This window comes from Nocardia sp. NPDC003963 (assembly GCF_053605105.1).
In genome coordinates this window covers 246,550-259,832 of the sequence record NZ_JBSGIP010000002.1, presented here as the reverse complement: position 1 = coordinate 259,832, position 13,283 = coordinate 246,550, and the positions used below count along the sequence as shown (strand labels likewise).

Here is a 13,283-nt window from a genome sequence, read left to right as displayed (position 1 = left end):
ACGAAGCGACCCCGTTATCCGGGGCTAGTACTGACGAGGGGAATCCGATGGCCGCGAGAGTGACCCGGCTGCGTACCGCCCCGCCGGCGCGTACCCTGCGCACCGCCGCCGAGGCGTTCCTCGACACGATCGGCTCGGCGAACACCCGCCGCGCCTACGGCATCGCCGTCGTCAAGACCGTCGACCAGCTCGACGCCCGCCACGACGGACTCACCGCCGCCAGCCGCGCCCTGGACTCGGTCACCGACACCGAAGTCGGCGCCGCACTGGAAACCCTCTGGGGCACCGCCGCGGTGAACACCTGGAACGCGCGCCGCGCCGCAGTCGCCAGATGGCTGTCCTGGTGCGCCGAGCAGGGCTGGACCGCACCGAGCGTCCCGGCCTCGGCCGCGCGGTCCACACCGCCGGACTCCGACACCCCCGTCCGCTCGCGTACCGCGATCGACCGGCTCATCGCCCGCCGCGAGATCCACCTGCGGGAGAAGACGCTGTGGCGGATGCTGTACGAAACCTGCGCCCGCGCCGAGGAACTGCTCCAGCTCAACATCGAAGACCTCGACCTCGCCGGCCGCACCGCGGCGGTGAAGTCCAAGGGCGCCAAACCCCGCACCCGCCGCCGCGGCGCCGCCCACCACGAACACGTCCTCGAGAACGTGTACTGGGACGCGGGCACCGCCCGCCTGCTGCCCCGGCTCATCCGCGACCGCACCCGCGGGCCTGTGTTCGTGACCCACCGCCGACCCGGGCCCGGAAAGTACCTCGCCGACCGCGACATCTGTCCCGACACCGACCTGGCCCGGCTGTCCTACGACCAGGCCCGCGACCTGCTCGACACCGCCACCGCCGTCGATGGCCACGGGACCGGCTGGGACCTGCACGAACTGCGCCATTCCGGCCTGACCCACCTCGGGGAAGCCGGGGCCGGCCTGCTGGAACTGATGGCCAAGTCCCGCCACCGCAAAGCCGAGAACCTGCGCCGCTACTTCAAACCATCCCCGCAAGCGATGCGTGAATTGACCTCGATCCTGGGCCCGGACACCAACCGCCGCTGAACAGCAGCTACGCCATATCCGTTGATTTTTTCGGCGGTTACTACCGGAACCCCTAGTCCCTGTTCACCGGCGAGGTCCGTCCGGCGCCACGCTTCACACCTCGAAGTACCGGGCGGGGTCCAGCGAGCCGAGCGGTACCCAGCGCGATGTTTCCACGCCCGCACCGGAATCGCCCGCCGCGGCATCGTGATCCGGTTGTCCGTATCCCTGCAGGTCCAGGCCCAGACGCGGATCCTCGTCGATACGGCGAGCGAGAGCGTAGAACGTGGCCAGCACATGGACACAGCGTGCGGTGCGCGCACTGCACGAGCAATCGATGGCCGCCGGCTCCGGTGCCACCGAAATGCCCGCCGCGAGAGCGGCGGCGTGCATTTCGTCGGTCAGCAGAGTGGGTTCGGTCCCGGCGATCGTGGTCAGCACCGTGACCGAGGGCCGGGGTAGCGGCACCAGTTCGATATGGGTGACCGACGCCTGTCCGCCGCGATGGATATGTGCCCGGACGATCCGTCCCTCCATCACGGTGTGCACCCCGTCGTTGCGGGCGATACTGCGGGCCCGGGGCAGCAGCGGATCGGGCCGGGTCTGCCGGAGGGGTTCGGCCAGCCTGACCCAGTCCATACCCCACTTCGTGTACCCGAATTCGTTGTCCGCCATCAGTTTCCCCGTTTCCGGCGCAGTACTTCCAGTAACTGTTCGTCGTCGAGGCGGGCCAGATCGGCGATACCGCCGCTGTCCGCGAGATCGGTGAGCGCGGATTTGCGGCGCTGCATGGTCGCGATATGTTCCTCGACGGTGGTCGCCGAGGTCAGCGTCGTGACGGTGACCGTGCGTGTCTGGCCGATCCGGTGCACACGATCGGAGGCCTGGGCTTCGACGGCGGGATTCCACCACCGGTCGAAGTGGATCACATCGGCGGCCCGGGTGAGGGTGAGCCCGGTTCCCGCCGCGCGCAGGCTGAGCACCAGTACCGGCGGCCCGCCGGGAGCCTGGAACCCGCTGACGATCTCCGCTCGCTCGGCCTGGCTCAGCCCGCCGTGGAAGAAGGGCGCGCTGATCGCGAACTGTTCGGCCAGATGCCGCACCAGCAGATCGCCGGTGGCGCGGTACTGGGTGAAGATCAGGGTGGGCGCCGCGTTGTCGAGATTGGCGGCGACGATATCGGTGCAGAGATCGAGTTTTCCGGAGCGGCCGCTCAATTCGTCCCGGTCGCCGTCCACGAGCCCGGGGTGGTTGCACACCTGCTTCAGGGCGGTGAGTGCCGCCAGGATGCGGGTCCGGCGCTGTGTCCCGGTGCCGAAACCGTCGGTCACGGCGCGGTCCAGCAACCGGTCGTAGAGTTTTTCCTGTTCCGGGGTCAGATCGCACAGCAGATCGTTGTAGATCTTGGCCGGTAGCGCGGCGGCGACCTGCGCCTTGCGCCGGGTGAGCAGCACCGGTTCGAGCGCGTCCTGTAGCCGGGCGGCCGCGGACGCGGACCCCTGCTCGATGGGTTTGACGAAGCGGCGGCGGAATTGGGCGCGATGTCCGAACAGCCGGGGTGCCACGAGGTGCAGGAGCGCCCAGAGTTCTTCCAGATGGTTCTCCACCGGCGTCCCGGTCAATGCGACGACGGCCGCGGCGTCGAGCGCCCGGGCTGCTTTCGACACCTGCGTCCGTGGATTCTTCAGTGCCTGTGCCTCGTCGAATACCACAGTCGCCCACCTGTCCCCGGTGATCCGGTGGCCGTGCAGCCGTAGCACCGGGTACCCGGTGACGACGATATCCCCGGCTGCCGCGGTGCCGATATCGCCGCCGCGCCGGGCCACCGGGCGCAGTCCGGGTGCGAAGCGGGTGATCTCGTGTACCCAGTTGCCGACCAGTGAGGTCGGGCAGATCACGAGTTGCGGGCCCGCTGCGGCCCGGCTCAGCAGCAGGCCGATCGTCTGTACGGTTTTGCCGAGGCCCATCTCGTCGGCGAGGATCGCCCCGCCGTGCCGGGCGACGGTTTCGCGCAACCAGCCGATCCCACGTGCCTGATAGGGCCGTAGTTCGGCGTGTAGCTCGCCACGTAGGCCGTCGGCGACGTCCGTGGTGTCGTGCAGGACCGACAGCGCGTGATCGCGGGTGCGGATCGCGGTCCCCTGGGCGTTGGGAAACGCGTGTCCGGCGAGCGGGATATCCGCGTGGTTCCCGGCCAGGATCGTCTGCCAGGCCCGGGTGGAGACGCCCGGATCGGGCGGGGCGAGCCCGGCGAGACCGGTAGGGTCCACCAGTGCGCAGTCGACCGGGGTGACCTGCAGGGCGATACTCCCCGCACGGGCCTGCGCGAGGGTTCCGCCGGGGACGGCGAGCGCGAGGGTCGCGGCGTCGCCGATTCCCTCGGGTGCCGGTCCGGGTTCCCGGCCGGTCCAGGTCCACAGGGCGAACATATGGCGGTCGGGCAGATAGGTGGTCTCGGTGGTCGGCAGCGTGCACCCCTATGATCGGCGTATGGCGTACGGAGTAATGGACCAACGCGCACGATACCGGATTTGTTCCGGTACGGTCCGATCGGTGCACAGGCGGTCTCGGTAGCGGTGAAAGGGAGTTCGATGATCAGCGACAGCGCCCCGGGTCGCACGGGACCGGTCATTTCCGCGACCCGGCGGCAGTGCCGGTGACCCGCGCGGTCGATCCCGCTCGCCACCTGCTCGAACTACTGTGGCGGCGTGAACTGCCGCCCCGGCGCGGTGGACGCGGCCCCCGGCAGACCGTGAGCGTCGACGCGGTGGTGGCGGCGGCGATCGGCCTCGCCGACCGCGACGGCTACGAGAAGGTGTCCGTTCGCGCGGTCGCGGCCGAACTGGGCCTGCGGCCGATGAGCCTGTACACCTACGTACCGAGCAAGGACGCACTCGTCACACTGATGGTCGACGCGGTCGCGCTGGACGAGCCGCCGATCCCGGCCGGACTCCCGGTCCGTGACCGGCTGACGGTGATCGCCCGGCAGGTCCGGGACGAGTACCTCGCCCATCCGTGGCTGTTCGAGGTACCCGCGTGGCGGATGGTGCTGGGTCCCGGCCGGATGCGGCGGTACGAGCAGTACCTGGCGGCGGTCGACGGGGCCGGCCTCGACGATGTGGAGATGGACCGGGTGATCTCGGTGCTGTCGCAGTTCGCGACCGGTAACGCGCGGACCGCGCTCGCCGCCGCGCGCAGCGCCGAAGTACAGTCGGATGCCGACTGGTGGGAGGCCCACGGCCCGGTGCTCACGCAGGTCATGCCCGCCGCGGACTTCCCGCTGTCCAGCCGGGTGGGTGCGGCCGTCGGTGAGCTGTATCAGGCGCCGGGTGACCCGGCCGGTGATTTCGATTACGGATTGCGGCGGTTGATCGACGGCGTCCTGCCCGCGTGAACGCCCGTGGCGGGCGACCGGAATGGTCGCCCGCCACGGAAACGGTGTTCTGTTGTTCGATGCTGTTGTGTCGGACGCGAGGACGGGTCAGAGAGCGGGAGCGGACTCCGTATCGATCACGGCGTCGAGTTCGCGCAGTCGTTCCATATGTTCGTTCGCGTGGTGCTGGCAGAAGAGCAACTCGCCACCTGCGGGCAGAACGGCACGCACACGCGCCGCCGCCCCGCAGCGATCGCAACGATCGACCGCGGTCAGTGGGGTGCTTGTCAGGGTTCCTGGCATGACTCCTCCGTCCTGGCTTCCGGCACAATACCGTTCACCTGGTGTGAGGCCCGTGGTCACTCCGCGGGCTCGCTTCCGCTACTTCCCAGCAGTGGTGTAACTACTCTGTCAGACGTTCGGGGCATCGGCTTTGTTCCCACTGGGGAACCACTGTGTTTTCCCTAACACGACCAGCGATTTTCGCCTGTGGCGAACACCGCGGGGCGAGTGCGGGAAACGTGGGACCGCTGCTCCGTACCGGCTGTCGAGTTGTGTATCGGAGGTTACCCGTGCCCTGTGACACTCACACCCTTGTTCACCTCTGTACTCCCGGTGAGTGGGCACTCGCCCGGGAACGAGGCGCGCATCGGCCCGATTCGCTGCGTTCGGAGGGGTTCGTCCATCTCTCCGCACCGCAGCAGGTGCACCTCCCCGCGAACAGGCTGTTCGCCGGTCGGCGCGATCTGCTGCTGCTCCGGCTGGACCCGGCTCTGCTCGCGGCGCCGGTGCGCTGGGAACCGGGGGTGCCCGGCGACGATCCGGCGATGCGTTTCCCGCATCTGTACGGTCCGCTGCCGGTCGAATCGGTGGTCGGTGTCGACGACTACCTGCCGGATGCCGACGGGGTCTTCGCGCCGCTGTCCGGCTGAGCCGGAGATCGGAGCGGCCGCGCTACCGCGGCCCGGTGGCGCCGTCACCGAGTTCGCGCGCCAGGATCGCGGCCTGGACGCGCGACCGCATGCCCAATTTGGTGAGCACGCGGGAGACATGGGTTTTCACCGTGGTCTCGCCGATGAACAGCCGTGCCGCGATCTGGGCGTTGGACAGCCCGGCGCCCAGACAGTCGAACACTTCTCTCTCCCGGCCGGTGAGATCGGTCATACCCGGGGGCGGTTCGGGTGCCCGGTCGGCGGATGTACCGGCGAAGGCATCGATCACCGCGCGGGTGACCTCCGGCGCCAGGACGCCCTCGCCCGCGGCCACCGCCCGCACCGCCTCCACTAGCGCGGGCCCGGAGGCGGATTTCAGGACGAAACCCGAGGCGCCCGCGCGCAGGCTGCGGAACACGTACTCGTCCAGATCGAACGTGGTGAGGACGAGCACCCGGGCCAGCTCCTCGCCGGTGACCCGGGTGGTCGCGGTGATGCCGTCCACTCCGGGCATCCGCACATCCATCAGCACCACATCCGGCCGTAGCGCCCGGGCCTGGGTCACCGCGACCGCACCGTCGGCGGCCTCACCGACGACCTCGATATCACCGGCCGCGTCCAGGATCATGCGCAGACCGGCGCGGATCGCGGCGTGGTCGTCGGCGATCAGCACCCGGATCGTCACCGCGGGCCACCCGCGGTCTCGGGTATCGCCGCCATCGGCAGCCGGGCCCGGACCCACCAGTCGCCGGACTCCGGGCCGGCCCGCAGCGTTCCGCCCAGGGCGGCCGCGCGTTCGCGCATATTCGTCAGCCCGCGCGGATCGGGATCGGCCGAGTCCGATCCCGCCATCGGTGGTGCTCCGGCGGCCAGTGGGTTGCGTACCGTCACTGCCAATCCTGTGGATTCGGCGCGCACGTCGATATCCACCTCCTGTCCGGGTGCGTGTTTCATCACATTGGTCACCGCTTCCTGAACGATCCGGTATGCGGCCTGGTCGACCGCGCCGGCCGGAACGGTTTCGCCCAGCTCCACCCGGACCCGCACCTGCATTCCTGCCTGCCGGGCGGCGGACACCAGGCCCGGTAGCTGGGCGAGGCGCCCCGGTGCCGTGGTCTGGTCGGCATCGTCGTCGCGGCGCAGCAGCCCGATCATCGTCCGCATCTCCCGCAGCGCTTCGACACTGTTGGTGCGAATGGACCCCAGTACCCCGGCCAGTCGTGGATCGGTCCCGGTGCCGTCGAGGATGCCCAGCGCCGCCTCGGACTGCAGGGCGATCGCCGACAGGTGGCCGGCGATCACATCGTGCAGATCGCGGGCCATGGCCTTGCGTTCGTCGGCCACCGCCGCCTGCCGGTCCAGTTCGGCGACCAGCGATTGCGCGCGGGCGCGGGCCCGCTCGGCGTCCGCTGTCTCCTTGTGCGCGCGCACGGTCAGGCCCCACCACAGCGATGTGCCGACGAACGCTGCGGCCAGTACCAGGGCCAGTGACATCAGATGCCAGTCGCCGGTGATCGCCAGCACCACACCCGCCGCGGTCGCCGAGAGCGTCAGCCAGGCGACCACCGCCCCCTGCATCTGGCGCCGGGTGCCGTACACCACCGCCGCGTAGATGAGGTCGGTGTAGACCAGCCAGATCGGTACGGTCGGACCGAGCGAGAGGTCCAGCGCCAGCGGTATCAGCCCGAGCACCATGGCCGTGATCGGTGCCCGGCGCCGCACCAGCAGGACCGAACACGCCAGCGCGAGGATCACCAGACGCGGCCACAGTGGACCGGCCTCCGCCGGACCGGCGAACATCATGTGGAAACCGGCCAGATACAGCAGCACGCCGAACAGGAACCACCCGCCCGCGACTACGACGTCACGTGTCCTCGCCGATAACGTCGACCAGCGTCCCATCCGTTCATCTCAGCACACCGATTCGCGGCCGGGATCCATCGAAGTGATGAGCGGTGCCGGTACCGATTGCCGAGCCTGTGGGGTATGCGCTCGTCGACCGGGCCCGCTGTCCGGCGCGCGAATCCACCGGTGGCGGTAATCTGCGGATACACGCTGTGTTTCGGCCGCTACGTGACCGGCCCGGTGACCGATGCCACCCGGCCGGGCGACCGCGGTGGCCCGGACGGACGGGATCCGGATGAAGGTCTACACCCAGCGGCTCGGCGGTAGGAACCATCGGTTCGACGGCCTCGTGGACGTACTGGCCAAGGCCACGCCCCGGCGCAGCGGCGACGAACTGGCCGGCTGCGCCGCGACCAGCGATGCCGAGCGCGCGGCGGCGCAATGGGTGCTGGCCGATGTACCGCTGGCGGAGTTTCTCGAACAACCGGTGGTTCCCTACGAAACCGACGAGGTGACCCGGCTGATCCTGGACACCCACGATCGCGCGGCGTTCGCGCCGGTCGCCGCGCTCACCGTCGGTGGGCTACGGGATCTGCTGCTCGGGGTCGCCGCCGGGGAGGACACCGCCGATCCGGCCGCTACGTTACGTGGCCTCGCCCCCGGATTGACCCCGGAGATGGTCGCCGCGGTCAGCAAGATCATGCGCAACCAGGATCTGATCGCCGTCGCGCACGCCGCCCGGGTGCGTTCGGCGTTCCGGACCACCATCGGTGACCCGGGCACACTGGCCACCCGATTACAACCCAACCATCCCACCGACGACCCCGAAGGTATCGCCGCCGCGGTCCTGGACGGATTGCTGCTCGGCTGTGGCGATGCGGTCATCGGGGTCAACCCGGCCACCGACTCACCGCGGGCCGCGGCGGAGCTGCTGACGCTGCTCGACGATATCCGCACCCGCTTCGAGATCCCGGCCCAGTCGTGCGTGCTGGCCCATGTCACCACCACCATCGATCTGATCGCGGCCGGGGCGCCGGTGGATCTGGTGTTCCAGTCCGTCGCCGGGACCGAGGCAGCCAACACCGCGTTCGGGGTGGATCTGGCGCTGTTGCGCGAGGCGAACGCGGCCGGGCAGTCCCTGCGCCGCGGTACGGTCGGCGACAATGTGATGTACCTGGAGACCGGCCAGGGTTCGGCGCTGTCGGCCGGGGCGCATATCGGGACCGGTGGGAGACCGGTCGACCAGCAGACCCTGGAGGCCCGCGCGTACGGCGTCGCCCGGGAACTGCGCCCGCTACTGGTGAACACCGTGGTCGGGTTCATCGGCCCCGAGTACCTGTACGACGGGAAACAGATCGTGCGGGCGGGTCTGGAGGACCATTTCTGCGGCAAGCTGCTGGGCCTGCCGATGGGCGTCGACGTCTGCTACACCAATCACGCCGAAGCCGACCAGGACGATATGGACACCCTGCTCACCCTGCTCGGGGCCGCCGGATGTGCTTTCGTCATCGCCGTTCCCGGCGCCGACGATGTGATGCTCGGCTACCAGAGCCTGAGTTTCCACGATGCGCTCTACGCGCGGCGGGTGCTGGGTCTACGGCCGGCCCCGGAGTTCGCGCGATGGCTGGATCGGCTCGGGATGCTGGACGAGATGGGCCGGATCCTGCCGGTGGCGCCGTCTGCGTCACCACTGCGCGCGCTGACAGGAGGCCGATGACCCACCGGCCGAGTACAGATGACCACCGACCGGGACCGGTGACCGGCGACAGGGGGCCGATGAGCGACGAACAGACCCAGGCCTTCTGGACCGGCTTGCGGGCGTTCACCCAGGCCCGGATCGGTCTCGGCCGGGCCGGCGACGCGCTGCCCACCCGCCGGGTGCTGGAATTCGCCGCCGCGCACGCCGCCGCCCGCGACGCGGTGCACACCCCGTTGGACCTACCGTTGCTGAGCGCGCGGCTGACCGAACTCGGTCTCGGTGAACCGGTGCATATCGCCAGCCGGGCGCGAGATCGCGCCGAATACCTGCGCCGACCCGATCTGGGCCGCCTCCCGGCCGGTGAACCGGGTCCGGTGAGCGGGGTCCCGCGGCCGGGTCCGCCGCATTCGGGCGCCGAGATCGGCCTGGTCCTCGCCGACGGCCTGTCCGCCCGGGCACTCACCGAACACGGTCCACCCACCGTCGCGGCGCTCCTGGAGGTACTACGCCCGCGCTATTCGATAGCGCCACCGGTGGTGGCCACACAGGCCCGGGTGGCGCTCGGCGACCATATCGGTGCGGCGCTGGGGGTTTCGACGGTACTGGTGCTGATCGGGGAACGCCCCGGCCTCTCGGTGGCCGACAGCCTCGGCATCTATCTGACCCACCTGCCGCGGCCCGGCCGTACCGACGCCGACCGCAACTGCGTATCGAATATCCACCCGCCCGAGGGGCTGGGCTACCACCGGGCGGCCGAGGTGATCGCCGCACTGGTGGCCGGTGCCCGCCTGCTCGGTCGTTCCGGGGTGGCCCTGAAGGACACTTCCCGGGACACGATGCTCGCCGGGCCCCCGGGCGAGTTACCGGAGAACGAAACGGGGTAGACGCGCGACAGCCCCTGGGCACCGCGGGAACCGATGGTTCCGGATGTGCTCAGGGGCCGTCGCGTACGCTGCCGGGACTCAGTCCAGGTAGTCGCGCAGGACCTGCGACCGGCTGGGGTGCCGGAGTTTGCTCATGGTCTTGGATTCGATCTGCCGGATCCTTTCGCGAGTGACCCCGTAGACCTGACCGATCTCGTCCAGGGTGCGCGGCTGACCGTCGGTGAGACCGAACCGCAGTCGCACCACACCCGCCTCGCGCTCGGACAGGGTCTCCAGGACCGACTGCAGCTGATCCTGCAGCAGGGTGAAGCTGACCGCGTCCACCGCGACCACGGCCTCGGAATCCTCGATGAAATCACCGAGCTGGCTGTCGCCCTCGTCGCCGATGGTCTGATCCAGCGAAATGGGTTCCCGGGCGTACTGCTGGATCTCCAGCACCTTCTCGGGGGTGATATCCATTTCCTTGGCCAGCTCTTCCGGGGTGGGCTCCCGGCCCAGATCCTGGAGCAGCTCGCGCTGGATACGGCCGAGCTTGTTGATGACCTCCACCATGTGCACCGGAATACGGATGGTGCGGGCCTGGTCGGCCATGGCGCGGGTGATCGCCTGCCGGATCCACCAGGTGGCGTAGGTGGAGAACTTGTAGCCCTTGGTGTAGTCGAACTTCTCGACCGCGCGGATCAGACCCAGGTTTCCCTCCTGGATGAGATCCAGGAACGCCATCCCACGGCCGGTGTAGCGCTTGGCCAGCGAGACCACCAGGCGCAGGTTCGCCTCGAGTAGATGGTTCTTCGCGCGGTTGCCGTCGCGGATGATCCAGTTGAAATCGCGGCGCGAGGCCACCGGGAGTTTCTCCCCGGCTTCGGTGAACTCGCGCATCTTCTCCGCGGCGTAGAGACCGGCTTCGATCCGCTTGGCGAGTTCGACCTCCTCCTCGGCGTTGAGCAGCGCGACCTTGCCGATCTGCTTGAGATAGGCGCGCACCGAATCGGCGGAGGCGGTGAGTTCGGCGTCCTTGCGCGCTTGGCGCAGGGCCTCGGACTCCTCCTCGTCCCAGACGAAATCGCCGGAGGCCTTGTCCGCGGCCGTGGGCTCGGAGGTGCCGTCTCCGGCCGCCTCGCCGCCCTCGGTTTCCTCCTCGGCGACCTCGGCTACGAGATCATCGCCCTCTTCGGCGAGATCGTCCTCGGAGACCTCCAGGTCACCGAGATCGGCCTCGTCCAGCGAATCGTCGTCGATCTGCTCCTCGCCGGTGCCCGGAGCGCCCGCGCTCCCGGCCTTCTTGGCCGGAGCTTTCTTGGCGGCTCCCTTCTTGGCAGCGGCCTTCTTGGCCGGAGCCTTCTTGGCGGCGGCCTTCTTCGCCGGGGCCTTCTTGGCCACGGCTTTGCGCGCCGGGCGTGCCGCGGGAACTTCCGTGGCCTCGGCGTCGGCCGATTCGGCTGTCTGACGGGTATTCGTGGCTACCACGTACGCCCTTTCGTGACGGTCTCGTGCGGCGTCACGCCAGAGTAGTATTCCGGCGGAGCGGTCTGTCGGGTTTACCGGCTAAAACGCCGGTCGGGGGTCCGGCTCACCGCCGGGTACTTCCATTGTAACGATCCGACCAGTGTGCACTGGCCGCTGCCGTGGACAACCTCAGGGGGTGATCCCGGCATCGACAGCCATGGCCGCGCCGACGATACCCGCTGTGTTCCGCAGGTTCGCGGGGACCACGCGGGTACGGTTGGTGAGCAGGGGAATCCACTGGTCGGCGTCGCGGCTGATCCCACCGCCGGCCACGAACACCGCCGGCCAGAACAGATCCTCCAGACCGCTCAGTACCGTGCTGACCCGGGCAGCCCATTCGGGATAGCCGAGGTTCTCCCGCTCCTTGACCGAGGCGGCGGCCCGATGCTCGGTTTCCATACCGCCGATCTCGAGATGCCCGAGTTCGGTGTTCGGTACGAGGGCCCCGTTGTTGAGCAGCGCGGAGCCGATACCGGTACCGAAGGTCAGCAGCAGCACCAGACCATCGATATCGCGGGCCGCGCCGTACCGGTCCTCGGCCAACCCGGCGGCATCGGCGTCGTTGAGCACCGTCACCGCGCGACCGCCGAGCGCCGTCGCGAACAACGCCCGGGCATCGGTACCGATCCAGGCCTTGTCGACATTGGCGGCGGTGTGCGCCACACCGTCGAGGACGACACACGGCAGGGTGAGGCCCACCGGTCCGTCCCAGTCCGCGGCCTCGATCAACTCGGCCACGGCCGCCGCCACCGCCCCGGGTGTGGACGGATGCGGGGTCGCGATCTTGATGCGGTCGTGCACGAGCTCCCCGGTGTCGAGATCGACCGCGGCGCCCTTGACGCCGCTACCGCCGATATCGATACCGAACGCGTGCCGTCGAACGGACATGCGGGTTCCCTCGTTCCCTGTGCTGGCTGGTGTGGTCGTGCGCCACACCGGTTTTCGTGTGGGCCGGGGACGCGTGCGAGGAACTCCGGACGGCGTCGGCCGACCACACGCGTCGCGCTGCCTCCTCCGGAGCCGCGGGCGGTCGGTGTGGTGTGCACGACAAGACTAATGTGCGCGCCCGAATGCCCCGACCGCAGGATCTGTGCTGCCATGGAGGGCGTGCCGGAATCGATTTGGTCTCTCACCGCTGCCACCGAACCCGCCCCCGCCGATGCGCATGTGCTGCGCCGGATAGCGACCCATCTGGCCGGTATCGCCGCCGCGCACGTCCGGGCCCGCCGTCCCGAAGTCTTCGCCTCCGCCGCTGCCACCCGGGCCGCGGTCCGCACCAAGAGCACACCGACCGATCCGGTGACCGTGGTCGATACCGAGACCGAACAGCTGATCCGTGACGAACTGGCCCGGCTGCGGCCCGGTGATCACATCCTCGGTGAGGAAGGCGGCGGCGATCCGGCCGCGGCGGGCGACGACGAGGTGGTCTGGGTGGTGGACCCGATCGACGGCACCGTGAATTTCCTGTACGGAATCCCGGCGTACGCGGTATCGGTGGCCGCGGTGCGCGGCGGACGGCCGGTCGCCGGGGCGGTCGCCGATGTCGCCGCGTCGACGGTCTACACCGCGGCGTCCGGGTCGGGCGCGCTGCGGGTCGGGCCGAACGGGACCGATACGCCACTACGCTGCAACCCGGTGCGCTCCACGCAGCTGGCGTTGGTCGCCACCGGCTTCGCCTACGGTGTGCCGCGGCGGACCCGGCAGGCCGCCTGTATCGCCGACCTGCTGCCGCATGTGCGCGATATCCGCCGGATCGGGGCGGCCGCACTGGATCTGTGCATGGTCGCCGAGGGGCGGGTCGACGCGCACTACGAACACGGCCTGAACCCGTGGGACTGGGCGGCCGGCGCGCTCATCGCGGCCGAGGCCGGTGCGATGCTGCGGTTGCCGCCGATGTCGACGACCGGGGCCGAAGGGGCGCTCGTGGTGGCCGCGGCACCCGGTATCGGAGACGAACTGTTCGCGTTGCTCGACAGGCTGGGTGTTTCGGCCCCGATCCCGGAGTCCTGAGCA

General features: G+C 69.6%; 13 protein-coding genes. 6 read left to right on the top strand and 7 right to left on the bottom strand.

The genetic code is table 11. The features are described from left to right. Positions 1–47: 47 nt before the first annotated feature. Positions 48–1,052, top strand: coding sequence for a tyrosine-type recombinase/integrase (locus ACWEWT_RS09815; protein ID WP_452557914.1), 1,005 nt, complete (start codon positions 48–50; stop codon positions 1,050–1,052). A gap of 93 nt (positions 1,053–1,145) precedes the next feature. On the opposite strand, the gene ACWEWT_RS09810 is transcribed toward ACWEWT_RS09815, so the two are convergent. Next, positions 1,146–1,706, bottom strand: coding sequence for a hypothetical protein (locus tag ACWEWT_RS09810; protein ID WP_452557913.1), 561 nt, complete (start codon positions 1,704–1,706; stop codon positions 1,146–1,148). Continuing rightward, on the bottom strand, positions 1,706–3,460 hold the full coding sequence (locus ACWEWT_RS09805) for a DEAD/DEAH box helicase (RefSeq protein WP_452557912.1): 1,755 nt from the start codon (positions 3,458–3,460) through the stop codon (positions 1,706–1,708). The genes ACWEWT_RS09810 and ACWEWT_RS09805 overlap by 1 nt, the downstream gene beginning before the upstream one ends. A 227-nt stretch (positions 3,461–3,687) precedes the next feature. Between ACWEWT_RS09805 and ACWEWT_RS09800 the strand changes: the two genes are divergently transcribed. Next, the gene (locus tag ACWEWT_RS09800; RefSeq protein ID WP_452557911.1) at positions 3,688–4,425 is read left to right on the top strand and encodes a TetR/AcrR family transcriptional regulator; all 738 of its coding nucleotides are present in this window, start codon (positions 3,688–3,690) and stop codon (positions 4,423–4,425) included. Positions 4,426–4,512: 87 nt separating this feature from the next. Here the strand turns inward: ACWEWT_RS09800 and ACWEWT_RS09795 are convergent, their stop codons facing one another. Then, positions 4,513–4,707 (bottom strand): DUF7455 domain-containing protein, encoded by a 195-nt coding sequence (locus tag ACWEWT_RS09795; protein ID WP_030521621.1) that lies wholly within the window; start codon positions 4,705–4,707, stop codon positions 4,513–4,515. 269 nt (positions 4,708–4,976) lie between these two features. Here ACWEWT_RS09795 and ACWEWT_RS09790 point away from each other — a divergent pair, with 269 nt between their 5' ends. After that, on the top strand, positions 4,977–5,336 hold the full coding sequence (locus ACWEWT_RS09790) for a DUF952 domain-containing protein (protein WP_452557910.1): 360 nt from the start codon (positions 4,977–4,979) through the stop codon (positions 5,334–5,336). Positions 5,337–5,358: 22 nt separating this feature from the next. Here ACWEWT_RS09790 and ACWEWT_RS09785 read toward each other — a convergent pair whose 3' ends face one another. Continuing rightward, positions 5,359–6,021, bottom strand: a complete 663-nt coding sequence (locus ACWEWT_RS09785; protein WP_452557909.1) for a response regulator — start codon at positions 6,019–6,021, stop codon at positions 5,359–5,361. Further along, positions 6,018–7,238: a sensor histidine kinase gene (locus tag ACWEWT_RS09780; protein WP_452557908.1), complete on the bottom strand. Its 1,221-nt coding sequence runs from the start codon at positions 7,236–7,238 to the stop codon at positions 6,018–6,020. Before ACWEWT_RS09780 ends, ACWEWT_RS09785 begins: the two co-directional genes overlap by 4 nt. Before the next feature lie 238 nt (positions 7,239–7,476). On the opposite strand from ACWEWT_RS09780, the gene ACWEWT_RS09775 reads away from it, so the two are divergent. Together ACWEWT_RS09775 and eutC are read left to right on the top strand one after the other, a co-directional pair. Further along, on the top strand, positions 7,477–8,898 hold the full coding sequence (locus ACWEWT_RS09775) for an ethanolamine ammonia-lyase subunit EutB (protein WP_452558093.1): 1,422 nt from the start codon (positions 7,477–7,479) through the stop codon (positions 8,896–8,898). 59 nt (positions 8,899–8,957) lie between these two features. Continuing rightward, positions 8,958–9,764 carry an ethanolamine ammonia-lyase subunit EutC gene (gene eutC, locus ACWEWT_RS09770; RefSeq protein ID WP_452557907.1) on the top strand — a complete coding sequence of 269 codons (807 nt, stop codon included), beginning with the start codon at positions 8,958–8,960 and terminating at the stop codon, positions 9,762–9,764. A 78-nt stretch (positions 9,765–9,842) separates the two neighbouring features. Here eutC and ACWEWT_RS09765 read toward each other — a convergent pair whose 3' ends face one another. Then, on the bottom strand, positions 9,843–11,231 hold the full coding sequence (locus tag ACWEWT_RS09765; protein ID WP_452557906.1) for an RNA polymerase sigma factor: 1,389 nt from the start codon (positions 11,229–11,231) through the stop codon (positions 9,843–9,845). Between the two features lie 168 nt (positions 11,232–11,399). Continuing rightward, on the bottom strand, positions 11,400–12,158 hold the full coding sequence (gene ppgK / locus ACWEWT_RS09760) for a polyphosphate--glucose phosphotransferase (RefSeq protein ID WP_452557905.1): 759 nt from the start codon (positions 12,156–12,158) through the stop codon (positions 11,400–11,402). Positions 12,159–12,368: 210 nt separating this feature from the next. Between ppgK and ACWEWT_RS09755 the strand changes: the two genes are divergently transcribed. Further along, positions 12,369–13,280 (top strand): inositol monophosphatase family protein, encoded by a 912-nt coding sequence (locus ACWEWT_RS09755; protein ID WP_452557904.1) that lies wholly within the window; start codon positions 12,369–12,371, stop codon positions 13,278–13,280. The last annotated feature ends 3 nt before the right edge of the window (positions 13,281–13,283 follow it).